Below are 24,382 nucleotides of genomic sequence, written 5' to 3'. Positions count from 1 at the left end.
ACCGATTCCTTTACTTGGAAGCAAAGGTGAAATGACTACCGCCGAAGAGCCTGAAGCTCATCGCAGGACCTCAAATCCCTGCTTTAACTCATTGCCCTCCTCATCCACAAGTGTAAGCATGTGGGGGCCAGGTTCCGGGTGGAAGCCCATTTGATGGATGAAATTCGTTGAGCCAACGTAGACTTCATCCAGGTGCCAGTAGATGGTTGAAGCCGGGTTACGGTGCGCCGCTTCAAATATGGCCAAGCCTGGTTTGCCATCCTGCTCAACGGGCACATATACTTTGGTGAACTCTCTGGGATAAATTAATTCCATGAAGCCATTGGTGTTTTGCTCTGCGCATGAGGACAGAAAAGGTGGTGGCTCTTTGTAGTTGGAATGATACTGCTTGTAGTACCATGCCTGCACAGCCGGAAGCACGAACCAGGGTTTAGAATGCATCTTGTCGACAGCGTAGCAGGCGCTGCTTACCTGGTGTTTTTCAGCTTGATCCAGATGGAGAAGGTGGTGGTAGGTACAGCGTTTGCCCTGAAGCATATAGTCAGGTAAATTTGAGTCAGTTGTTTCCGTGCAATACTCGCTTGCCAAAAGTCCGCTTTCTTTGCAGATGCTGACCATCTTTCCGAACGGCTCATCGAAGGTGGCGTCGCCATCCAACAGTTCGAATATGCTGAACATCAGCGGTGAGGCAGAGCGTATGCCAGTGAGTCCTGGTCTGCCCTCACTATCGGCGTTACCTACCCAAACACCTACTAAATAGCGGTCGTTGAGGCCAATGGCCCAGGCATCACGAAAGCCATGACTGGTGCCGGTTTTCCAGGCAATGGGGCGGTACGAGCCATACATTTCTGCACCTGACATTTCTTCCGGGCGCCTCAACTGCTGCATTGCCTGAAAGGCGTAGAGAATGGAAGGTGCCGTCAGGAATCCATTGGTTTCGAGGTCACCTTCTCGTTTGGTCGTTTTTAGTGGAAGGTAGCTGTTCGGCCTATAGTCCGCCGTTGAGTACCCTTTGTTGTAAGGGCGATCCTGAAAGTTGTTGAGCGCTCTTGCCATGCCGGCAAACATACCGGACAGTTCCCAAAGCGTCGATTCAGCGCCGCCAAGAATTAAAGAAAGGCCATAGTGATTGGCGGGTCTATCCAGCGACTGCATGCCGATTTGCCGGAGCTTCTGGTGCAGTTTCTCATAGCCATATTCCCGTAAGAGAAAGACGAAAGGTACGTTGAGGCTGCTGGCAAGCGCCTCATCTGCTGCAACAGCCCCCCGGTATTTTTTATCAAAGTTTTGTGGAGCAAAACCCCGATAAAAGAGTGGGATGTCGGGCAATAGTTCCTTTGGTAAGAGAATGCCATCATCCAGCGCTGCGGCGTACAGAAATGGCTTTAGCAGGCTTCCGGGGCTTCTGCGGGCGGTGATCACGTCCACAAACTGACCATGGTTGTTGGTTTCGTCACCATTGGGAAAGGAATTACCTACGTAGGCGAGCGTTTCTCCTGAAGCAATATCGATAACAATGGCAGCTGCGTTGTGGATTTCATTGTGGGCCATTTGCTCTGAATAGCGATCCGTTTTTTCCCTCACCTGGCGTTGCAAAGCAAAGTCCAGCGTCGATTGCACAATGGTACCGGCCAGACCGTCCTTTTCAGCTCGTTGCAAAAGGTGGAAAGCATCGTTGGGCAAGGGCTTTACTTTGCCGGGCAGAGGTTCAGCTTTTGCCAGCAGGGCCTCGTCGCTGGTGATGTAGCCTTTTGCACTGAGTTTCTCCAAAAGAGCATCTCTTTTGTGTCTGAAGGTGATTTCATTTTTCCCCGGGAATACTGAGGAGGGGCTGTTGGGCAGTACTGCCAGCGCCGCAGTTTCTGCCCACGAAAGCTGATAAGGCGGGCGACCGAAATACCGCCAGGAAGCTGCGGACAGACCAACTACATTGCCGCCAAAGGGTGCGTGGTAAGTATATAGCTGCAGTATCTCCTCTTTGGAATAGAAGAGTTCCAGCTTGATGGAAAGCAGGAGCTCCCAGATTTTTTGACTGTAGGTTCTCTCCTGATTCTCCAGGGCCATTCTCACAGTTTGCATGGTCAGGGTGCTGCCACCGCTTACTATTTTTCCCGACCGAATATTTTGCCAAACTGCCCTGCCAAGCGACACAGGGTTGATACCCGGATGGTAGTGGAAGTACTCATCTTCGAAGAGGAGAATGGCGGCCTCGAACTTCTGCGGCACCGAATCAGCCGGGGGGAAGCGCCATTGCCCGTCAGAGGAGATGCGGGCTCCCAGCAACTGTCCATCGGAAGATTGAAGAAGTGTGGCGTATTTCTTAGGAAAAAGGGGAGACGGCAGGGGGTAAAACAGGATGAGCATTAAAGGAATGGCGAGCAAGGTCACCATCGATTTGAACCACTTCCTTTGGAATAAATTTAAGAGGACTGAACCAGCCACGTTTGTCACTAAAAGTCAGAGCGATTAATAGAATTATTTGAATTGAGGTAGGTCAAATAAAGCAAAGTTTAGCTGATATAAGAAATACAGATGGCCTCTCTGGTTTTAAGAGAGGCCATCCGTTTGTTATCCTCTGTCACTATTTATCGGTGATCACCTCTACCCACCTTCCGGCCTTGTGGGCGTAGATGGTGTCATCGTACATAGCTTCTACTGAAGTGGCAGGCATATAGAATTTGCCCTGGTAAGATGCATTGAGCAACACCCTGATCACGATTTGTTTGCTTGCCTGCAAGTCGAAATAATTCATGACCCTGTCGTCACGAATATCGGTATAGTCAGGTTTTTGACCTTTGCTCGCATCTTCAGCGCCTTCCAGTCGGGTATTAATAATTTCCCAACCCGAAGGAAACAGTTGCGTGAGCGCCATGTCTTTGTACAGTCCCTTTTCTCCCGGGTTTCGCACAACAACCTCCGCCATGAAGTTTGTCCCTTGTTTTAGCCTCGAAACATCAAGACCGTCGCCGTCCATGGTTTTGTAGCTGACGATCATGCTCAGGTTCTTCTCGCCTGCAATTTCGCCGCCCTCAATCGGAACACCCTTGCGGATGATCCTTGCGAAGATGGGAGCACTTCCGTTATTGGTTATTTTGATGGGCTGCTGTTTGTCGGGCGTTTGAAGGTATACCTGGGTCACATAGTCCTTTCCTCCCGCCGGAGAAAGCTTTCCGCCTACCTCCAAAGCTACTGTGAGCGATTCCTCCAAAGGAAAGTCCTGCACATATTTGGCAATGGAAATAAAGCAATAAGCCGTTGTTTGCGTGCTCATCCAGTTGTCTTTATTGCCCATTTCTTTGGCTATTTTCTGTAGGATCCCAAAGGCATCTTCTTTCCTTTTGAGCTGCAGAAGCGTTTCCATGATCATGGCCTGGTCTCTCATGGGTGAGCCGTAGGTGTAGTAGTAACGCCTGTTGTTGTCGGGTTCAACTTCTGACGAGAGGCCTTCGACAAGCCCGGTTGCCTGCTGATCAAATCCAGCCAATGCATAAGTCAGTGCAAGCCTCCAGCGGGCTTCTCTTTGCAGGTTTGCTTTCTCCTTCATCCTGTTCATAGCGCCCACTGCGGGGCTGCCAGCCAGCGCCAGGGTATACAGCCTGTAGGCCTGGATGAGGTCGTTGTCTTCTTCGCCGCTCAGGCTTCCCCATGCGTCTGCTTTCTGGGTTTGGAAATTGATCCATGAAGCCAGCATACCTTCTGGCACACTATAACCTTTTTTCCGGGCCTCAATAAGGAAGTGACCGGCATAGTTGGTGCCCCAGAAGTTGGCGTAGCTGTTACCGGGCCAGTACGAGAAGCCGCCGCTACTCAACTGGAAGCTTTTCAGCCGGTTAATGGCAGCGTCGATATTTTTTTGCACTTGCATCTTCTTGTCGTCTGGCAGGGTAGTCAGGTTATCAAGGTAGAGCTGCGCAAATACCGAAGAGGTGGTTTGTTCGATACAGCCGTGCGGGTACTGGATCAGGTAGCCCAGGCGCTGTTCGATATTCAGTGGTGGCAGTGTGCTGAGCTCGATGGCTCCTTCATTCCTTCCGGCCAGTCCAATTGGCGTGTAGTCGAGGCTCCAGTTTTCACTCGCACCTAGCACCTTTTCTACCACTTGTGTTACGGGTGGGTTACGTGGAATGATGTTCATCTCAATGTCGTAGCTGGCAGTGAGGCTGCCTGAGGTGGCCGTTACCTTCACTTTGCCTACACCCAATACCTCTTTTGCTTTCAGGTCAAAGTAGATGACTTTGTCGCCCTGCCCACTGAACGTGACGGACTGCTCGGCGGCTCCGTTGAGCGCTAAGGTGCCCGTGGCTTCTACTTTCACTTTAGCATTTTTTACATTATTGTCCAGGGCAAAAACATTGACAGGCAGCTTCATCGTTTCTGTTGGCCCGGCTACTCTGGGTAAAGTAGCCAATATCATCAGTGGCTGCTTCACTGGCGTGGCCTTGTCGGCGAATCCATATGCTCCGTTGTTGGCGGCGATGACCATGGTTTTTACACTGCCGATGTATTGGGGCAGCTTGAGGTTGTGCTTGGCCGACTTGCCAGCCTGAAGGTAGAACGGCCCCAGGTACATAACCACCGGCTTGAACCTATTGGCTTCGGTTTCTTCTTTGGCTTCAATATCGCCGTCACCCCCTACAGCAAGAAGGCGCTCTATTTTGCCGGCAAAAGCGCCCATCACGTCGTCATACACATCCCAGGTTTTAATACCCAATGCCTCTCTGGCGTAGAAAGAGTTCCAGGGGTCCGGTGTTTTGAAGTTGGTAATATCCAGCAATCCTTCATCAACAACCGCAATGGAGTAGGCCATGGCCTTGCCACCCTTTTCTGATACCCCTATAGTGAAAGATTGCTCCGGACGTAAGTCGTCGGGCATGGCAATTACTGGCTCAAGCCTGGTGCCGGGGTCAACCACCTTCACCGACTGCACCCCGTACAATCTGATCGGCAAGTCATTTGATGTTTGGCCGTGAGGTTGTAGCATCGTTAGATTGACGTAAAAATTTGGAGCCATGTCGCTGGTAGCTTCAAAATCAACGGCCGTGTTGCCTTCCTTGGCTTCCACCCAAAAGGTTTGAAGTACTTTGCTTCCTGATTCCAGACTTACCAGTATGCGGTTGCCGGCCGTAGTAGGTATGGACAAAGCGATTTTTTCTCCCACTTTGTATTCTTCTTTTTCTATACCAAAGTCGAGCATGGAAGAGCCACCCAGCTCACCTCTTTTGCCTTTACCAGCCCAGCCCGGCCAGTCGATGTAGACCACCTGCCCGGCAGAGTGCCCCGAAATAGGGTCTTCCACCCGCACGAAATAGCGGCCCCATTGTGGATAGTCTATCCGCAGATTCCAGGAGCCCTCACCGTTGTTGGTGTCTACAAACCCTTCTTTGATAGGGTCACGGTACGACCGGCCCACATAGTTGCTGATGGCGTCGTAGGAATTGTCCCACCACCATTTCCAGTCCAGCTTAAAGAGCTGCACCTTCACATTGCGCCGATTGATAGGGTTGCCATCAGCGTCGACCGATGCGATGCGGATAGCATGGTCTTTATCGGTAAGGATGATACCCCGCTTGTCGCCCTCAGGAGTTTTTACACCAACAAAGGTTGAATACGGATAGTAAGGCATGCTCACATTGCTGATGCTGAAATCGCCACCTTCTTCATATACTTTGCCCAGGAACCTGGCATTGAGAGCACCAGGAGCATTGTTAGGCTCTCCCAAATTGATGTTGATCCGGGAATATCCTTCAGCATTCACCCTGCCTTCGTACACCATTTCCCGCTCTGAGTAGAAATCCTTGGAGAGGTCATCGAAGCTGTAGTTAGGGTATTTTTTGAAAGTGGTTTTAATAGGAGACAAAACCAGTTCGAATTCCGCCTTCAGGTTGCCTGCCTTGGCACCGCTCAACCAGCGCACGTTCAGGTCGCCGGATGCTTGCTGGTCGGAGGAGGTGAACACGCTTTTGTTGAAATTAAGCTCTATTTTAAGCCTGTTGGGCTTGATGGTTTCTATTTTTATCTGTTTGCTGAAGGTGGCACCGCCTACTTTGGCTTTGGCCAACCAGTTACCCGTAGGGGCGTCTTTGTCTGTGAGCAGGTCAAAGCGATACATGTCACCCACTGGCTGAGAGCTCACCTTGCGGGAGTAGAGCTGCCCCATGGGATTCCACAACTCCATGATCACAGGGTGCTCCGAAGGGAGAGTTTCTTCAATGTCTTCCAGAATAAATCCAAGATGCAGGGTGTCGGCTGGCCGCCAAACGCCACGTTCGCCGTATATGAAACCTTTGAGTCCGTTTTGAATCCGCTCGCCAGTGACGTCAAAATTACTGAGTGAAAGTGAGCTGCCATCGTCAATTTTCAGGTAACCTACCTGATTGTCTTTTTTGGCAATAATAACGAAAGGATTCCCCTTGCCTTGTAAGATCACTTTGCCATCTCCATCAGTTTGGCCTGAGCTTAGCAACTGCTGCTGGTAATCATAGGCTTTTACTTCGACGCCCGACATGGGCTGAACGTTCACCAGGTTAGTGGCAAACACATGCAGGTTCCCATCGTCTCTTTTCTTCGCAATAAGCCCCAGGTCTGAGGAGAAAAGAACCTTTCTGATAGAGCGGCGGTCTCCATAATACGAACTGGTGCATGGATTGTCCCTGTCTTCATAGCTGTAGTCGTCGTTGTAATAGTCTTCATAGCCGTCCCAATACGATTCTTCCTCTTCCGCTCCCCAGTCTTCCTCTATATCATCCATTTCTTCAATAGCGCCGCCTTCAGCAGTACAGAAGTAGAGAGAATATTTCTTACGGAAGCCTATCTTTATTTCATAAACAGCCCCGGGAGCAGTTTTAATAATTTCCTCAAGATTAAGCGTGAAGCGATTCCATTTGTTGAGATTCGTTACACCTGAGTTGTTGAGCTGGATAACAGTTTGTGTGACGGGGCGGCCTACCCGCCGAAGCTCATAGCGGCCACCCATGTTGTTTGTTTGCAAGTATTGCAGCATGTTGTCCTCAAACACCCGAGTAACAGTGACGTCGACTGCACTGAGCCCAACCGCTTCAAAGGGCAGGATGACCCCGTTTGTGCTGGGCAGGATGGATTTCCCTGATGTGTCAACCAAACGAATCTCCGGCTTGACCTGCACCATTTCCAGGCTGGTGCTGTAATCTTGTTTCAGGTTGTAGCCAGCTATGTTTTTGAGGGAATTGTGAATAGTGACTTCTACTGACCCCTGAAGAGTAGAGGTGGGGTAAATTTTTAATTCATTCAAGCTGATAACTGTGCGATGCCTGTTGCTATTGCCAGCTAGCTGGATGAGGCCCTGAAGTGCTTGCCTATCATCCAGCGGATCCGAAAACAGAATGGAAATGTAGTCTTCTGCGCCGGTTACAAATTTGCTGGATAATACTGAAAAATCACTTAGCGAAGGCACCTTTACCACCTGTTCTTCCGATTTTTCAGCGCCAATAGAGGCACCATTGAAAGCCAGGGTCACAGTGCTTTCCTTTTCAGAGCGGGTAACTTCTTCTACAAGGAAAGTGTGTACGTTGTTGTCGCCGTGCTTCCAGGTAATTTGAAGGTCTTTACCACTCTGGGTGGCTTTCAATACCTTCTCTACGTTCTCAATATCGGCAAAGTCGGCTGTTTGTACCTGCCCGTCTATCCTCATCCTCTTAAGGTCTTTTTTGTCGTAAGGCTGGAGGTTGTTAACTATTCCGTCGAAATTTTGGATGAGTGTTTGAAAGGTGAATTTGAACTCACTTCTGTCGCCGGGCACATCCTTGAGCACCTTGCCCAGACTGAAAATAGCTTCGTATTTGGTGTTGCTGGGAAGATATTCGGATGGAGTGTAGACAATAGTACGGTTATCTTCCCAAAGCGCTGTGCCCTTCATTGATGGGGAAAACTTGAAAAATGAGTCCTCCACTGCTTTGCCTGCCAGCGAGTCTCCGGCAGATTTAGCGAGTCGGATTCGGATAGATGAGGTGCGTGAAACCACACCGCCCGTGAAAGAGGAAATATAATCTACATAGAGATTTTTGGGGCTGCTAAAGTCATCTTTTCTGGCAGCAGGGCCTGAGCCTCCGCAGGCAGTCAAAAGGTAAAAAATAGCTGAGCAAGCAAAAAGTTGTTTTAATACACGTTGCATAATGATGGAATTTTTCGGTTGGTAAATTAGCTACTGAAAATCAATTTGAGAGTGACCTTGTTGTGAATTAATTATTCAGCACACTATATCTTTTAGAGAAATATAGTATTTCGCTACCGAACATATTCCTTTTCGTGTAAATAAATCTATTGGATTGAAATGGCCAGCCAAACCATATAAGGCACAGGGATTACCTCATCGGGGCTTCTGCCCAGCTCTTTTAGTTTTTCGTTAGTTACGAATCCATGCTTTTCTGTCGAAAGATCAGTCAGCGTATAGCCGTAGTCGGAAAGTAGATCTTCAAACGGGCCATAAACATGATGATCGATCATGACCTGTCTGATCAATTTATAATCCAGCTTCTTTCCATTTTTGTTCACATGCGCTTTCCACTCACTGGAAGCATTGAAGGCGGCTATTTGGTTTTGGAGCACGTCGTCGTATTCCAGCGGATAGCCAATGTTTGCCGATGTTAAGCGAATAGGGATGAGCTGTGCAGCACTGTCCCAAAGTGTGCGGATGTTAGGTATTTCGTCGGACAGGTTTGTCTTGCCCTGGGTGTTTTTACTAACGAAGTAATTTAGAAAAATTGCCGTGTCTGACTCACCGTTTTTTCGAAAGGTCAATGACCTGAATCCATCATCTAAAGTCAGCTTTAGCGAAATGGACCTAAAAGAAGTGTCGACTTCAATCTGCCCCCGGCATAAATGCGAAAAGGGTAGTAATAAGATGAGAAGATATACTTTTAAAGGCACAGTCTATTCTTTGTAATAAGCTCCAAACAGAATCATCATTTCATCGGTGCTTCTGAGCCCGAAATGCAGGCTACGGTTCTCTTGATTGTCGTACGTGGTAACAAGTTTCAGGCCACCTTTAGCCGGGATCAGCAATGGCGGATCTAGTTGTAGAATTGGTGGATGTTCCCAGTCGTAGGAGATGTATACCAGCTTGCCGTCGTTTTCGCCGCCTATGGCATACACCCGGAACTCGGTCATGTGGCTGTGTGCGTGCGACCAAAGCTGGAAGATTGTTCTCTCCTCATCAAAGCGAAACTCTTTGGTAAGGCTCGTTTTCGTCTTTGCAGGAATATTGATATTGTCGTTGTTCAGGTTGAGGATTTCGGCTATGTGCATCACCTCTTCCTCTTTTGTTGTGTGAATATTGGCATACACCTCGCCAACAACCACGTCATTTGTTTTGTTGGCGTAGTGGCTGTTCATATCGAAGCCGGAGTTGGCGGGCACTTTCAATGCCACTCCCTCCGGAAATGCGTAGCGCATGCGTGGCCACTGCGTGCCGGTGACGAACTGATGATAGGCCATGACCAGCAAAGTTGAGATAACATATTCTCCTTTGGCATCATACACGTCTCTGATATAGTCAGATTTTGGCACGAAGAGCTCCGGGATGTTGTTCGTGTAGTTGTAAAGGATAAAATGGTGGCTGCCAGGCCTCATGCTGAACTCCACCTCTTTGATGAAAATGGGTTCCGGGTTGTTGAGCAGCTTATAAGAGAACATTTCCCTGTCTGTATTAGCTGGCACATCAAAAGGCCCGAGATGGAACTGAATGCCTTCCGTAGGCAATGCCAGCGGCTCAAAAGGAAGCACCTCAAAAGTAGTGGTGTCGTTGAGAATCGACCGGTCAACGATTTCTCCGTCTTTCGGAGCGCCATTAATGATCCACTGCCTGATAAACTCAAGCTCACCGTTGGTCAGCACACCTCCAAGTGGCATAAGAGAGCCATATTGCGGGTGATCCTGGTAAAAATGCTCCTGATCATGCACATTGATTTTTTCCCAAAGGAAGCTCTTGTACAGACTTTCAATGCCTTTGTCGCCAACTAGTTGCAAGCCATCGGCTTTGGCTGCTGCATTGTTAGGGGCTCTGTTGATGAGCTGTTCGTACGACTCCTCTGCCGAAAGGATCAGATCCGATTGCTTGGCAAAGGTGGTGCCGGGCGAGTGACAGCTTACGCAGGATGCGTCCCAGATTTCTCCCTGAATAATTTCGTAGGTCGACGTATAGCCAGCCAATGGGTCTTTTGGTGGTTCCTCCGTTCTGTCGCAGCCGACGCTGGTAACGAGGACAACAAAACCGATGAACAAACTTTTCCTTTTCATACCATTGAGGGTGTTTTATAAAAATAAGGAATATCACTGACTTTATCCTGTGCGTGGCGGGACTTCACCCATTTACTCGTTTGAATTCATTCGAATAATAGTTATAATCACCTCTTTTAAAACCTACTTTTCCATGAAAAATAAACTACTCTTACGCATTTCTATTGCCCTGCTAGTCCTTTTTGTCGGACTTCACCACCTCCATGCGCAAACGCTGCCGACTGCCAAACCCGAAGAGGTGGGCATGTCATCGGACAGACTCCAGCGCCTCAGTGCTGTTTTCAGGCAGTATGCAGACGATAAAAAGATGTCTGGCAATGTTATTTTGGTGATGCGCAAGGGAAAAGTGGTGTACCATGAAGCGTTTGGCTTGAGGGACATCGAGTCCAAATCTGTGATGCCTAAGGATGCTATTTTTCGAATCGCATCGCAAACCAAGGCCCTTGTTAGTGTTTCGATCATGATGCTTCAGGAGGAAGGGAAGCTTTTGATAACTGATAACGTAAGTAAATACATTCCTGAGTTTGAAGAGACCACGGTTGCTGTGGCCAAGGAAGATGGAGTTTATGAGATTGTGCCGGCGAAAAGGCAAATCACGCTGAGAGACCTGCTCACTCACACAGCTGGCATCGGTTATGGTGGAGGGCCTGCCAAAGATAAATGGGAGGAAGCAGGCATCACGGGGTGGTATTTTGCCCATAGGGAAGAACCTGTTGGTGCCACTATTGCCAAAATGGCTTCCCTGCCTATGGATGCTCAGCCAGGGGAGAAATTTGTTTACGGCTATAACACCGACATCCTTGGAGCAGTGGTTGAAAAGGCTTCCGGAATGCCGCTTGATCAGTTTATCAAAACGAGGATTACCGATCCGCTGGGAATGAACGATACGCATTTTTACTTACCGAAGAACAAGACGGGCAAACTCGCAACGGTTTATTCAGCTTCTCAGGACAAGCCAATAGAAAAATCGCCGGTAACGGGCACCATGGTGAGCCAGGGAGCTTATGTGGATGGGCCCAGAAAAAGCTTTTCCGGTGGGGCTGGCTTGTTGAGCACTGCCGACAACTACGCCAGGTTTTTGCAAATGACGCTGAACGGAGGTGAGCTCAATGGCACAAGGATTCTTTCACCAAAAACCATTGAACTGATGACAGTGAGTCATACAGGTGATATTGACTTTCGGGACGGGCAAGGGTTTGGCCTTGGGTTTTACGTGGTGGAGGATTTAGGCGAAAGAGGTATTCCAGGTTCGGTAGGCGAATACGGCTGGGGCGGCGCCTACGGTTCAACTTACTGGGTCGACCCAAAGGAAGAACTCGTAGTCGTTTACTTCAAGCAGCTTATCCCAACGGCTGGATTGGATGATCAGGCAAAGCTAAGAGCGCTGGTGTACCAGGCGATTTTGGAGTAATTCTTTAGTTTAGATTTCAATATTTTCCAGTGGTGTAACCTCGGTTGGAGATGGGGTGCAGTTTGTAGTTATTTGATGTTATGATGAAAAGAATACACCTGAACCACATCCTCGCTACCTTTACAATTGTATCGATTTTAACTTCTTGTCAGCCATCGTTTGATGCCGATATCGGAAAGACAGAAGTTGCCAAATGGTACCAAGACAAAACCGGAGCTGTTTCTCTCACATTCGATGATGGCACCATCCACCAGTTCACTATAGCCATGCCCATGCTCGACTCGCTCGGCATGAAGGGCACGTTTTACATCATCACCGGCAAAATACCTGAGTCGCAGTACCGGGGCACCTTTATCGGCAGACCGGGAGAGGAGATCATTGCGGAAACTGCCAAAATACCGACGAACAAGGATAACCTGCTTGAACGAGCGTCGGCCATTGGCTTTCTGGGCTATGAAGGCGGCCTCGATTATCACACAAGAGCAGGTGCGGCGGTAGATGCCGAAAACGTAGACAAGGCCATTGAAATCATCGAAGAAGGGTATGCGAAGATCAGAGCTGGTAAGCTTAGGAAGGTAGGGCCACCTACCAGCTATAGAGAGGGTAACGATACTACCACCTGGGAACTGTACCGTCAATACGCCGCCAATGGGCATGAGATTGCCAGCCATACGGTTACCCATCCCCGGTTGGCCATCCTCGATGAGGCCAACATATTGTACGAGTTGGAAAAGAGTAAGGAAGAGATTGAGAATCAGATAGGTGAAGACTACATTTTTTCAGCTGAAGGGCCTTATGGCACTGAGAATGAGCACGCCATGGAATATGTGCTTAGCGTATACGAATCGGCCCGTAACCGGATGCCTGAGCCCTTTCTTGCTGAGCTCAACAGGGGTGCGAAGGAGTCGCCTGGTGAAGGAAAAGAGGGGAAGGAGTATGTGCAGTGGCAGCGGGGGCCTTTGTCTAAAACGCCCATGGAGCTGATGAAGTCGTGGGTGGACACTACCGCCGCCCGCAATGACACCTGGCTGGTGCTGGTGTTTCACGGCGTAGAGGGTGTTGGCTGGGAGGCCAAACCTAAAGAGCAGCTACGGGAATACTTTGAGTACGTGGCGGCTAAAAAAGACGACGTATGGGTGGCTCCGTTTGTGGAGGTAACGCAATACATAAGAGAACGCATGGCTGCGAAAGTGAGCACAAAGATTGTTGGCAGCACTATCGTAGTGAACCTTACACATACCCTTGATCCGAAGTGGTATGGGCATAGCCTGACTCTCAAAACACTGGTGCCTGACTGGAAAAAGGTGCAGGTGAAACAGGGCGACACTATACTCGCTGTGCGAATGACGGAGGAAGATGGGAAGAAGTATGTGATGTATGAGGCTTTGCCCAACGGCGAACCGGTAACGGTCAGGGAAATGGAATAGCTGGCAAAGTCTGTTAAGCTTTTTTAATCCCGACCATTTCAGCCAGCACATTCACTGTCTTCCAGTTTCTGGTAGTAGCCCCAACCTTCAATTTAGATTCAAAAAAGGTATTGTTGATCTTTGTTCGGCCATAGCCGTTGGGGCAGTATACGTATACTTCTTTTCCTATCAACACAAAGCGATCCGGGGCGTAGTCGTACGTCAGCAGCTTATCCACGTTCTCCTGCTTTGGCAGCTCGTCAAGGAAGGTAACGTGCAGTTTGTCAGGTGCAATTCCTTTCTCATTAAGAAAGGGATTTTCTTCAATCACTTTTTGTACGTCCGCTTTGGTTCGAACAAGGACGGGTACATCGAAACCAAAGTGTTGGCTGATGGCTTTTTCGATATTTCCTTTGACCAGCGTTTGTTGTTGTTCGCTTGTTGCAAAAGCCACGTTGCCGCTCTGGATATAGGTCTTCACTTGTTCGTATCCTAATGATTCGTAAAGTGCTTGCAGCTCTTTCATGGGCACCGGCTTGTGCCCGCTGACGTTGATGCCTCTGAGGATGGAGATGTAGGTGGTCATGTTCGTGGACTGGCTTTAAAATACTAAAATTACATAAAACTTCGAAGTCAGCGTATTTTGGCATTTTCATACCACTAACCCTTTAGCGACTTTTCTTTTTGATAAATCTTTATAGATTTAGGCAAATTTTATTATAAATGAAATCTGACCGAACCGATCTGGAGCTGTGGCAAATGATAGCACAGGATGATGCAGCTGCATTTGAGGAGCTCTATAATCGGTATTCCAAAGGTCTGTTCATTTATGCATTGAATATTTTTAAAAAGAGAGAGGCTTGCGAAGATATTGTTCAAAATGTTTTCATTGATTTTTGGTCCAAACGAAAAACAGTCAACATTGTCAGTGTAAAGCCATACTTGTTTCAATCGGTAAAATTCCAGGTCTTCAAGCACATGCGTGATGCCAAAATCTCTGACGAGGATCTAACCAGGTTGAATATTGTTGATGTGTCGGTTGACATCTTACAAAAGCTTGAGTTTGAAGAGCTTGAGGAGCTGATAAAAGACGTGGTGAGCTCCCTGCCTCCCCGGTGCCAGGAGATATTTGTGATGAGCCGGTTTCAGAATAAGTCAAATCAGGAGATTGCCATAGAGTTAAAAATTTCGATGCAGGCGGTGAAGAATCAAATAAGCAAAGCATTGAAATCGTTGAAACAAGAACTTCACCCCCATAAAATTGCAGCACTCGCTTTGCTGCTGGAGCTATAACGCCCGTTTAGCCTGGAATTTCCCTTACGCTAAATCAGCCGCTGCTACTACGCCGGAACTTTAATGGCGTAAGTCTTTCAAAACTTTTCCCCTCAGATAAACTATTCTTCTTTTTTTTTGAAGTGGACGTGTACCTATTGATCATTTATGGTACTTAACACTATACAAAAAACAAAAGAGTACCAGATGGATGCTAAACAGGGACGAGCACTTTTTAATAAATATGTGAACAATGAATGTTCTCCTGAAGAGCGTGAGCTTTTGGAAAAGTATTTAGATTCATTTCAGGATGATAGCTTGGAACTTTCAGACTTGAACTTTGATGAGGAAATCAAACCAAAGATGTGGTCGAAGATTATGTCGGAGACAACAAAAGAGAAGCAGCCAGTCGTTAGAGTCCTCTCATTTTCCAGCGTGATGAAGTACGCCGCCGTTATTGCAGGAATTGCGATCGGCGTCTCAATATGGGCCAATCTGCACAATACTAGCAGTCAATCACTTGTTATCGGCGATGATAAAGTAGTTCTGAGAACAAGCGAGGGCACGTCCAACGAAATTGTCATTGGAGGTATCAGCCAAATTAATGATGATGAAGGGGGCGTAATTGCTTCCCAGGAGGGTGATGTGATTGTTTACAAGCCGAAGAGTGATGTTAAGCAACTGGTATTTAATGAGATAGAAGTGCCAAGAGGAAAAACCTTCAAGGTGGTGCTTTCTGATGGCACATCTGTGCATCTCAATTCCGGTACAATTTTTAAGTTTCCAGTCAATTTTATTCAGGGTGAGGAAAGAAAAGTTTTTCTAACTGGAGAGGCATATTTTGAAGTGGCGAAGGATCCAGAACACCCTTTTTTGGTAAACACCAGCGGCATGGATGTCAGGGTTTTAGGAACACATTTCAACGTCAGTTCTTATGAAGGGTCAGTGGCCCATGCTGTATTGATTGAAGGCAGCGTGGCCGTTCAGGAGAAAGATGGCGGTAACATCGTTGGCACCGAGAAAGTGATTGTGCCTGGTCAAAAGGCTTCTTTGGTTTCTGGCAAATTCGAAGTACAGGAAGTGGATGTGGAAGACTACGTGGGTTGGATGCGAAATGTGTTGATATTCAACGACGAGCCTTTTTCTGAGATAGTGAAGAAAATAGAAAGAAGATATAACGTGGAAATCAAAAACGAGTACAAAGAGCTAGCACCTGTCCGATTCAATGGAAAGTTTGATGACGAAACGGTCATCGACTTGCTGGAGACATTCAGAGCTAGTGCTGGTTTTGACTACCACATTTCGGATAACAAAGTAATTATCAACCAAAACAAACGAAACAGCCTATGAAATGAAACACACTTAAAAAAAGATCGGGAAACGCTGGCACGCTCCCCGATGTAGTTGGATTTTAATAAACATACCTATTTAAAAAAATCACCTAAAGTTATGAAAAAATCAAGTTGGTTTTCCATGCTTGTGGAAAGTAATTTTTACAAGCACAGTGGTTTGAAACTCTTTCTCTTCCTGATGGTTGTTGGTTTGCCGAAAATTCAGGCCAATGCCTATTCGCAATTCGAGGAGATTACGCTGCACATTGAGAACAAGACGATCAAGCAGGTCTTGGTAGAAATTGAATCCAAAAGTCAGTTCAAATTCTTTTACAAGACGGATGAGATTGACCTGGAAAGAAAGGTTTCTATTAACGTGGATCGAATGCCCGTTGATAAAATTCTTGAGCGGGTCTTTGACGACGGAACGGTTTCATTCAGTACAATCAAGAATCAGATTGTCCTGAAAAAGGCTGAACCTAAGCCTGCAAAAACCATTAAACCTGATAGCAGGAGAGAAGCGCAGGAAGCTAATCCTGCTGTTTCGGTAAGCGGTAAGGTGTCAGATGAGCAAGGTGTTGGCATTCCTGGTGTGTCTGTTATCGAAAAGGGGACATCCAATGGTGTGGCAACAGACGTTGAGGGGGGCTATAGCATTGAAGTGGATGGCCCCAATTCTACGCTGGTGTTTTCATCAATTGGCTATATCACACAAGAAATTCGTGTTGGGGCTGTCAGCTCTCTCAATGTTTCGATGGTTGAAGATATACAGTCTTTGAATGAGATTGTGGTGCTGGGCTATGCTTCGCAAAGCAAGGAGGACCTTACCGGCGCAGTGTCCAGCTTAAAGTCAGAGGATATCAAGAATTTGCCTGTTACCAGTGCTGCTGAGCTTTTGCAGGGCAGGGTTGCAGGTGTGCAGGTGGTTAAGTCTTCAGGAGCACCGGGTGCCACATCTGATATCGTTGTTCGTGGTGGAGGCTCCGTGAACGGAATGTCTCCCTTGTTTATCGTCGATGGCGTGCGAATGGGCACTAACTATTCTTTCAATAGTGAGGACATTGAATCAATGGAAATCCTGAAAGATGCGAGTGCTGCTGCGATTTATGGAGCGCAGGCAGCAGGTGGCGTTGTTTTGATCCAGACCAAGAGAGGCTCTGGAAATAATGAGAAGATCAATATTAATGTAAGTGGCTATAGCGGGATTAGAAATACACGCCCGCTGGTACCATTGATGAACACTCAGCAAATGTTTGCTGCACGGAAAGCATTTGGCTATGACGTGTCAGCGTGGGGCGACCCTAACACCTTGCCCGATGTGGACTGGGTGGACGAACTCTATAACCCGGGAAACGACAATAACTATACGGTATCCCTGGCAGGATCTTCGCAAAAAGCAAACTACTATTTGTCGGGAAACATATTTAAACAAAAAGGAATCAAGCTGGATAATTCTTTTGAGCGTTATTCCTTCAGAACCAACTCCGATTTTCACCTGTCTAAAAATGTGACGGTAGGTGAAACTGTTTACCTCTACAAAAGCTCTTTAAACCCGGATCAGGGAGGGAACTATTGGAGGACAGTACCCACCATGCCCGTGTATGAGCCTGATGGAAGCTGGGGACAAGCACCTTCTGCCGGCTACTTTAATGGCAACAATCCGGCGCTCGTAGCCCTAACCAACCATGGTGGGCAAGATGAGTTTGCTATTCAGAGCAATGCCTATGTTGATATTAAAATAATGGAAGGACTTAACCTTCGTGGTACGTTGGGCGCTAACATTGGCAGCAGTGTAAACAGTATTTTCTCGGAGGCATACAACATTGGCTCACAGTCAGCTCCTGCTATTTTCACCGAGACTTACACTGATTGGGAGAATTATACTGCCAATCTGGTGGCTAGCTATGAAAAGATGCTTGGAGACCACAGCTTCAAAGCATTGGCTGGTTACGAGATGTACAGGGAGGATAGAAAATATGTGACTGTCAACGCAACAAACTTTGTTGCTGATGTAACGGAATCATTTTTCTTAAATAACGACGTGACATCCCAGCGTGTAACAGGTGGGCCTTCACCTGATCAAAGATTGCTTTCACAGTTTGGTCGTATTAACTACTCGTATGCTGGTAAATACCTGGCATCTGCCACCATCAGACGAGACGGCTCGGATAGGTTTGGGCCTGCTAACAAATGGGGTGTTTTCCCCGCATTCTCCGCCGGATGGAGGATCAGCGAAGAGGGATTCTTTGACCAGGGTGGGTTTATTTCATCTATGCAATTGCGGGCCAGCTATGGTGCGCTTGGAAACATAGGGGCAATTCCTCAATACCTGTATCAGGTATCTTACTCTCCACAAAATTTTCACGCTTTAGGCGATGGCAGAGCGGTACAATCTTACTCCAGAGCACTTAGCCTTGCCAACACCGAGATAAAATGGGAAGAAGTGAAAACTACTGATTTTGGTGTTGATTTTGGCTTATTGGATCAGCGACTGACAGTGACCATGGATTGGTACAAGAGGCTAACCTCAGATATGATTTATCAGCTTCCGCTTCCTATGTCATCGGGCTATGTTGCCGGGCGTTTACTGGCTTCTAATCCAGTGTTCACAAACATCGGCGAACTCAGCAACACAGGTCTAGAAATTGGGGCTAACTACGAACAATCGGTTGGCGATCTTCAGATGAATTTTGGCTTAACCGGCGCTTTTAACAAAAACAAGGTGGTCAGCCTTGACGGTTCAGGCACTAAGTCCATTAATGACGGCGTAGGTGGACAGTATTTGTCAAATTCGATTTCCAGGACGGTTGATGGCCAGCCAATGAGCCAGTTCTTTGGCTATGTGGTGGAAGGGATATTCGCCACCGACCAGGAAGCTCAGGAAAGAGGGGTGGTGCAGGACGGAGCTGGGGCCGGTGACTTGATTTACAAGGATGTGAACGGCGATGGCGTAATCACACAGGATGACAGAGATTTTATCGGAAACCCGTGGCCAAAGCTCAACTTCGGCATAAATATCAACATGAAGTACAGAGGCTTCGACCTTGCATTGGCCTTTCAGGGTGTATCTGGCGTGGATCTTTACAATGCCAACCGTCATTATTCAGATTTTCTGGCTGGCGATTATAATTCTTCTCCTGAGGTGTTCAAAGCTTCATTCTTTGATGGAAATGGCCTTACCAGTGTACCAAGGCTAGGCTTTACGGACGTTAACGGAAATTACCAAAGAGATCCCAATGCGAACTACACGAACATTTCAAGCTATTTCGTTGAGAATGGATCGTATCTAAAGCTTCGGAACCTTCAGTTTGGGTATAGTTTCCCAACAGCGGCGCTGTCGAAAATCAAAGTGTCTGCCCTAAGAATTTACCTGATGGCCGACAACTTCCTAACTTTTACGAAGTACAAGGGAGTTGATCCGGAAGTGCTCGGGGAAGGAACAGTGGGCAGCAGGGGTATAGACTTTAACTCCAGATACCCTCAGACAACATTTGTTTCAGCTGGTTTTAACCTAAGCTTCTAAGGTTTTTCACGAAGACTAAATGTAGAAAATCATGAAAAAATATATTGTAATACTATCGTTTGCGTTTTTGATGGGCTGTTCAGAAGAGTTTTTGTCTGTAGACAACCCGAACGCCTTGACGCCTTCTGCTTTTCCAACATCGGCTGCCGACCTGGAATCGATCTTAATTGGGGTTTATGGTACCCAACATGGTTATGGATTGTATGGCCACACTATTTTAGCTAAGGGATATCATGGCTGGGATCATACTATGAACCTGGCGTGGCAGGGAACCCAAACCTGGATCAACCAGGCACAAAATGACACCAGGCCGTCCGACGAATTTCTGAAAGATATTTGGAAGGATTCCTATAAGGGTGTTATTCGTGCCAACAGCCTCCTGGAATCCGTGGAAGGATTTCGGTCGGGCGAGGTAAAGCCAGCGACGGCCGTCACGGGCGATCAACTGGATAAATTTGAGGGACAGGCACTTTATCTGCGTGCATGGTTCTACTATAACCTGATCATCATTTTTGGTGAGGACATGATCATCAACGGACAAGGACGTGATGCCATGGGCGTGCCGATCGTTTTAAAAACCGCTAACAGCGTTTCTGAAACATTTGTTGGCAGGGCTTCAGTGGGAGAAGTGTGGGATCAGATCAAGGACGATCTTCAGAAATCACTTGCATTGATGGGCACTACTACCTGGTCAGGTGCGGATCGTTTTAAGATAAATCAGTGGGGACTAAAGGGCCTGCTTGGAAAGGTGTATGCTTTGACAGGCGACTGGGAAACAGCAAAAGGTTACCTGAAGGATGTGATTGACAACAGCGGCAAGTCACTCGTTCCATTCAATGTTTATAAGAACATGTACAACTCTGACCCGGCCAATGAATTCAATTCCGAATCACTTATTGAAATAGCCCTTGAGGATGATAACGTGGGTAGATCAAATGATGAGACGTCGCTGGGATCGTGGTATGCCAGCATAGTGGCACCGTCTATCGTCATCAACGACCTTCCTTTGGCCTCAAGCTGGTCCAATGAGTTTATTCATGAGAAGAACCTGGCTCGCTTTGGTTTTACGCAAGATCACTATTTTCAGGATGGCGTGGTGGAACCACGGGCATCTAACGTAAGACCTGGGTATGTGACTGAGGCCTTGGCACTTCGTGCTGACCCACTGAACAGCCCGGTTGATCCGAGATTATATATTGCCGGATTTCAGCCCTACGCTGATTCAATTATGGCTGATGGCAAAAAGACTGCCATCTCACATTTTGCCGATGGTGTTGAGGTGAACAGACCTGCCTGGAGCTTCCGCAAGTATGTAAATGTAACTGAGAGGCAAAGGCTTATCAGAGATAGTGGAGCCAATTTCTATCTTCTTCGCCTGGCCGATGTATACTTACTCTATGCCGAAGCCTCGATTGAAACTGGCGATATCGCTACTGGTCTTGAGTACATCAACAAGGTGCACAGACGTGCCTACAACCTTCCTGTGGATGTACCCCATCCTAGCGATTATGTCACGCTCACCGATGCTACTAAAGCTGTTGGCGACCCTGAACTCGGCAACAATGTGCTGAGATACGAGCGCTTTGTGGAGCTTTTTGGTGAGGGACAAAAATGGACTGACACCAGAAGGTGGAAAAACGGTAGCGCAGAGGCAGCTATTTATCAGACCGTACGGGGAGGTACGATCAACTGGGAAGATACTGACTACGCTCAGCCAATTCCTACGCTGGAGATTGAGAACAATGTCGCTATTAATTTCTCCGATCAAAACCCCGGCTACTAAATAGAAAATGGGCTAAAGCAGTGGAAAGAAGCTGCAGGAAAATGTGCAGACTCACAACTGCTTTGGCCCGCTTTCTTTACCGAATCAATGAGCCAGGTGTACTGAAATAAATTAAAGTTTTTTGACACAAAGTTGACAACACCCTTTTTCGAAATGGCTGGGCTGGATAACTATTACCTGTTACGAACGATAAATGTTATGAATAAAGCATTTTTGACTGCGACCCTTTTGGTGATTTGGTATGTTCCTACAAGGGCTCAGGAAGTCCCAAAAGCAAAAATTTCTAACGGAACTATAAGTGCAGAAATCTACTTGCCCGATGCTGTAAATGGTTACTACAGGGGAGCAAGGTTTGACTGGTCAGGCGTGGTTTCACAACTTAACTACAAAGGACACAGCTACTTCGGGCAATGGTTCGAGAAGTACGACCCCTTTTTACACGATGCAATAACCGGCCCTGTGGAGGCTTTTGACCCGCTGGGATACGACCAGGCCAAAGTAGGCCAGACGTTTGTCAAGGTTGGAATAGGAGTGCTGGAAAGGCTGGACACCGCCCCTTACCATTTTTCAAAACCTTACAAAATTATTGACCATGGTATATGGAGTATTAAGCACAGTGCTGACAAGGTAGAATTCGTCCACGATTTAGTAAGTGAGGATTATAGCTACAGCTACAAAAAAGTTGTAAGGCTAAGTGGAAACAAAATGATAATTGACCACACACTGACGAATAAGGGAGGTCAGGTCATCGATACGCAGGTGTTTGATCACAACTTTTTTGTCATCGACAATGCCACCGTAGGTCCTGGTTTCCTCATTCGATTCCCCTTTGAGGTGGAAGGGGATGCAAGTGGGCTTGGCGACTTTGCCGAGGTGAGTGGTGGGGAAGTTAGCTACACGGGGGTGTTGGGCAAAAACGACCATGCCCGACTTCGCTCGATTGGTGGTTATGGCGGCTCTGCGTCGGACTATGATATAGCGATAGAGAACAGAAAAACCGGTGCCGGAGTCAGAATTACCTGCGATAGGCCGCTATCGAGGTTGATTTTTTGGTCAGCTATGAAAACGGTTTGTCCGGAGCCCTATATCAGCGTCAAAGTAGCTGCGTCGGAGTCATTTTCATGGACAATTACTTACGATTACTACACACTTTGATTGACATGCTAAAGATGAAATTTAGACTTAAAAGTCTTGCCATACTGTTGGCATTTGTATCTGGTTGCCAGCAGAGCGAGTCAGATAAAACAGTCTCAAGGTTTGATACAGGTGTGAACTGGCCTGTTTACGGGGGTAATAATGCCGGAAACAGGTATTCACCGCTCGATCAAATTACTATTGAGAATGTAAGCCAACTTGAAGTGGCGTGGATGTACAAAGCGAGAGAACCACAAGAGCCGGGGAGCAGCGCCAGAGTACGGGAAATCCAGTGTCAGCCGATTGTGATCGATGGTGTGCTGTATGCGACAACGCCGCTTCTCCAGCTATTTGCTGTCAATGCGGCAACCGGGGAAGAGCTTTGGAAGTTTTCGCCACCTGAAGAGGGCTTTCGCAACCGTGGTGTCATGTACTGGGAGAATGGAAACGACAAGCGCATTTTGTATACCGTCGAATCAAATCTGTATGCGGTAAACGCTGCCACTGGTAAACTGATTCCTGGTTTTGGAAACGACGGGGTGGTTGATCTTAGGCAGGGGCTTTCGGACGGTATCGACGCCGATATCACAAAAACACGAGTAAGGGCTACTTCACCAGGTGTGATTTACAAAAATACGCTTGTGATCGGCTCAGCTGTGTCTGAAGCCGGCGATGGTGCTCCTGGCCACGTGCGGGCATTCAATGTTGTCACCGGAGAGCTGGAATGGGTGTTTCACACCATTCCACATCCCGGAGAGGTTGGTTACGAAACATGGCCTGAGGGTGCCTACAAGGAAGTTGGTGGCGCAAACACCTGGTCTGGAATGATCCTGGATGAGAAAAATGGAGTGGTGTTTTTTGGTACTGGTTCGCCTGCAGCGGACTTCTATGGTGGAAGCAGAGCAGGACAAAATCTCTTTGCCAACAGTATAGTGGCTTTGAATGCGAGCGACGGCAGCCTCGTTTGGTACTACCAAACCATCAGCCACGACCTCTGGGACAGAGATCATCCACTGCAACCAAATCTTGCTACCATTGAGCACAACGGGCGAAAGCTTGAGGTGGTTGTTCAGGCGACGAAAGATGGGATGGTGTATGTGCTCAATAGCAAAACAGGGGAGTCGGTATTTCCGGTAGAGGAAAGACCGGTGCCAACCAATGGCTTACCCGGGGAGTCACCATGGCCCACCCAAAAGTTTCCATTGAAGCCAGCTCCATTCTCAAGGCAGGTGTATACCGAGGATGATATTTCCGACATTTCGCCCGAAGCAGAAGCCTATACCAGGCAAATATATGAGAGATATAAAACGGATAATAAGTTCGCTCCTCCAAGCAAAGAAGGAACGCTATTGTTCGGCTATAGTGGCGGAGCAGAGTGGGGTGGAAATGCAATCGACCCCGACGGAATATTATACCAAAATGCCAACGACAACCCGTGGATTCTTGAGATGACTGAAAATATCCAGCAAGGGGACGCTGGTGATGAGGTATTGTCAGGTGAGCAACTGTTTTCGCTCAATTGTGCAGCATGCCATGGCAAGGACAAGAAGGGTAATGGAACCGATTTTCCCGACATAAGCAATGTTAAGAATCAATACAATAGCACTCAGCTACTAAACATCCTTGGGGGCGGCATAGGTAGAATGCCGTCTTTCCAACACCTGGCAGAAAGGGATCGGAAGACAATTGTCAGCTACTTGCTGGAAGAAACAAAAACGCAGGGAGATGGCACAGCAGACGAGCGAAGCGAGCCACAGCCATCATTGACACAGAATGCGTTTGGCTTTCAGCCGGCCTACGTCAAAAAGGCCTGGACGAAGCTTTTTGATGAGCAGGGTTATCCCGGAATCAAGCCTCCGTGGGGGACGCTTAACGCCATTGACCTCAATACAGGGGACTACCTGTGGACGGTTCCTCTGGGAGAATTTCCGGAGTTGACAGAGAAGGGTATTTCAATAACCGGCACAGAAAGCTACGGCGGCCCGGTGGTCACTGCCGGAGGCCTCGTCTTTATCGCTGGTACCAAAGACGAAAGAATCAGAGCCTTTGATAAAAACACGGGGAAAGTGGTGTGGGAATATCAACTGCCAGCTGCGGGTTTTGCTACACCAGCTATTTATGAAGTGGATGGCAAGCAGTATGTGGCCATTGCCGCAGGTGGAGCAAGAGGGCAAAAAGCCGGTGACTACTATGTGGCCTTCAAACTTCCCGATTGATCACAATCTAGTTGACTTAAAATAAGACCAGAACATA

The 24,382-nt window shown here is 47.6% G+C and carries 13 protein-coding genes; 8 read left to right on the top strand and 5 right to left on the bottom strand.

The features are described from left to right. Positions 1–57: 57 nt before the first annotated feature. From pbpC to GC130_RS18750, 4 genes are all read right to left on the bottom strand, one after another. Positions 58–2,391, bottom strand: a complete 2,334-nt coding sequence (pbpC, locus tag GC130_RS18765) for a penicillin-binding protein 1C (RefSeq protein WP_151999886.1) — start codon at positions 2,389–2,391, stop codon at positions 58–60. 190 nt (positions 2,392–2,581) lie between these two features. Next, on the bottom strand, positions 2,582–8,146 hold the full coding sequence (locus GC130_RS18760) for an alpha-2-macroglobulin (protein WP_151999885.1): 5,565 nt from the start codon (positions 8,144–8,146) through the stop codon (positions 2,582–2,584). 146 nt (positions 8,147–8,292) lie between these two features. Beyond that, a complete protein-coding gene (locus GC130_RS18755; protein ID WP_151999884.1) occupies positions 8,293–8,901 on the bottom strand; it encodes a hypothetical protein in 609 nt (202 codons plus the stop codon). 3 nt (positions 8,902–8,904) lie between these two features. Continuing rightward, the gene (locus GC130_RS18750) at positions 8,905–10,269 is read right to left on the bottom strand and encodes a hypothetical protein (RefSeq protein ID WP_151999883.1); all 1,365 of its coding nucleotides are present in this window, start codon (positions 10,267–10,269) and stop codon (positions 8,905–8,907) included. Positions 10,270–10,402: 133 nt separating this feature from the next. On the opposite strand from GC130_RS18750, the gene GC130_RS18745 reads away from it, so the two are divergent. Both GC130_RS18745 and GC130_RS18740 read left to right on the top strand, forming a co-directional pair. Next, positions 10,403–11,680 carry a serine hydrolase gene (locus GC130_RS18745; RefSeq protein ID WP_151999882.1) on the top strand — a complete coding sequence of 426 codons (1,278 nt, stop codon included), beginning with the start codon at positions 10,403–10,405 and terminating at the stop codon, positions 11,678–11,680. Between the two features lie 80 nt (positions 11,681–11,760). After that, a complete protein-coding gene (locus tag GC130_RS18740; protein ID WP_151999881.1) occupies positions 11,761–13,107 on the top strand; it encodes a polysaccharide deacetylase family protein in 1,347 nt (448 codons plus the stop codon). Positions 13,108–13,120: 13 nt separating this feature from the next. On the opposite strand, the gene GC130_RS18735 is transcribed toward GC130_RS18740, so the two are convergent. After that, positions 13,121–13,672 carry a DUF1697 domain-containing protein gene (locus GC130_RS18735; protein WP_151999880.1) on the bottom strand — a complete coding sequence of 184 codons (552 nt, stop codon included), beginning with the start codon at positions 13,670–13,672 and terminating at the stop codon, positions 13,121–13,123. Between the two features lie 137 nt (positions 13,673–13,809). On the opposite strand from GC130_RS18735, the gene GC130_RS18730 reads away from it, so the two are divergent. The 6 genes from GC130_RS18730 (at position 13,810) to GC130_RS18705 (ending at position 24,345) form a co-directional block, all read left to right on the top strand. Then, positions 13,810–14,379 (top strand): RNA polymerase sigma factor, encoded by a 570-nt coding sequence (locus GC130_RS18730; protein WP_151999879.1) that lies wholly within the window; start codon positions 13,810–13,812, stop codon positions 14,377–14,379. A 186-nt stretch (positions 14,380–14,565) separates the two neighbouring features. Next, positions 14,566–15,708 carry a FecR family protein gene (locus tag GC130_RS18725; RefSeq protein ID WP_193217910.1) on the top strand — a complete coding sequence of 381 codons (1,143 nt, stop codon included), beginning with the start codon at positions 14,566–14,568 and terminating at the stop codon, positions 15,706–15,708. Positions 15,709–15,807: 99 nt separating this feature from the next. Further along, entirely contained in the window at positions 15,808–19,212 is a 3,405-nt protein-coding gene (locus GC130_RS18720; protein ID WP_151999877.1) for a TonB-dependent receptor, read from the top strand. A gap of 31 nt (positions 19,213–19,243) precedes the next feature. After that, positions 19,244–20,995 carry a RagB/SusD family nutrient uptake outer membrane protein gene (locus GC130_RS18715; protein ID WP_151999876.1) on the top strand — a complete coding sequence of 584 codons (1,752 nt, stop codon included), beginning with the start codon at positions 19,244–19,246 and terminating at the stop codon, positions 20,993–20,995. A 198-nt stretch (positions 20,996–21,193) separates the two neighbouring features. Then, complete coding sequence (locus GC130_RS18710) at positions 21,194–22,150, top strand: hypothetical protein (protein ID WP_151999875.1); 957 nt, start codon at positions 21,194–21,196, stop codon at positions 22,148–22,150. A 14-nt stretch (positions 22,151–22,164) separates the two neighbouring features. Then, a complete protein-coding gene (locus GC130_RS18705) occupies positions 22,165–24,345 on the top strand; it encodes a PQQ-binding-like beta-propeller repeat protein (RefSeq protein ID WP_151999874.1) in 2,181 nt (726 codons plus the stop codon). Positions 24,346–24,382: the final 37 nt, after the last annotated feature.

This window comes from Imperialibacter sp. EC-SDR9 (assembly GCF_902498805.1).
Classification (GTDB): domain Bacteria; phylum Bacteroidota; class Bacteroidia; order Cytophagales; family Cyclobacteriaceae; genus Imperialibacter.
Note: the sequence above shows the minus strand (reverse complement) of the source record. Positions and strands in the feature narration are given on the sequence as shown.

Excerpts from the sequence above, each read along its gene's own strand:
- GC130_RS18730 (WP_151999879.1), top strand. The coding sequence starts at position 13,810 with ATGAAATCTGACCGAACCGATCTGGAGCTGTGGCAAATGATAGCACAG.
- GC130_RS18750 (WP_151999883.1), bottom strand. The coding sequence starts at position 10,269 with ATGAAAAGGAAAAGTTTGTTCATCGGTTTTGTTGTCCTCGTTACCAGC.
- GC130_RS18740 (WP_151999881.1), top strand. The coding sequence starts at position 11,761 with ATGATGAAAAGAATACACCTGAACCACATCCTCGCTACCTTTACAATT.
- GC130_RS18715 (WP_151999876.1), top strand. The coding sequence starts at position 19,244 with ATGAAAAAATATATTGTAATACTATCGTTTGCGTTTTTGATGGGCTGT.
- GC130_RS18705 (WP_151999874.1), top strand. The coding sequence starts at position 22,165 with ATGAAATTTAGACTTAAAAGTCTTGCCATACTGTTGGCATTTGTATCT.
- GC130_RS18745 (WP_151999882.1), top strand. The coding sequence starts at position 10,403 with ATGAAAAATAAACTACTCTTACGCATTTCTATTGCCCTGCTAGTCCTT.
- GC130_RS18710 (WP_151999875.1), top strand. The coding sequence starts at position 21,194 with ATGAATAAAGCATTTTTGACTGCGACCCTTTTGGTGATTTGGTATGTT.
- GC130_RS18735 (WP_151999880.1), bottom strand. The coding sequence starts at position 13,672 with ATGACCACCTACATCTCCATCCTCAGAGGCATCAACGTCAGCGGGCAC.
- pbpC (WP_151999886.1), bottom strand. The coding sequence starts at position 2,391 with ATGGTGACCTTGCTCGCCATTCCTTTAATGCTCATCCTGTTTTACCCC.
- GC130_RS18760 (WP_151999885.1), bottom strand. The coding sequence starts at position 8,146 with ATGCAACGTGTATTAAAACAACTTTTTGCTTGCTCAGCTATTTTTTAC.
- GC130_RS18720 (WP_151999877.1), top strand. The coding sequence starts at position 15,808 with ATGAAAAAATCAAGTTGGTTTTCCATGCTTGTGGAAAGTAATTTTTAC.
- GC130_RS18725 (WP_193217910.1), top strand. The coding sequence starts at position 14,566 with ATGGATGCTAAACAGGGACGAGCACTTTTTAATAAATATGTGAACAAT.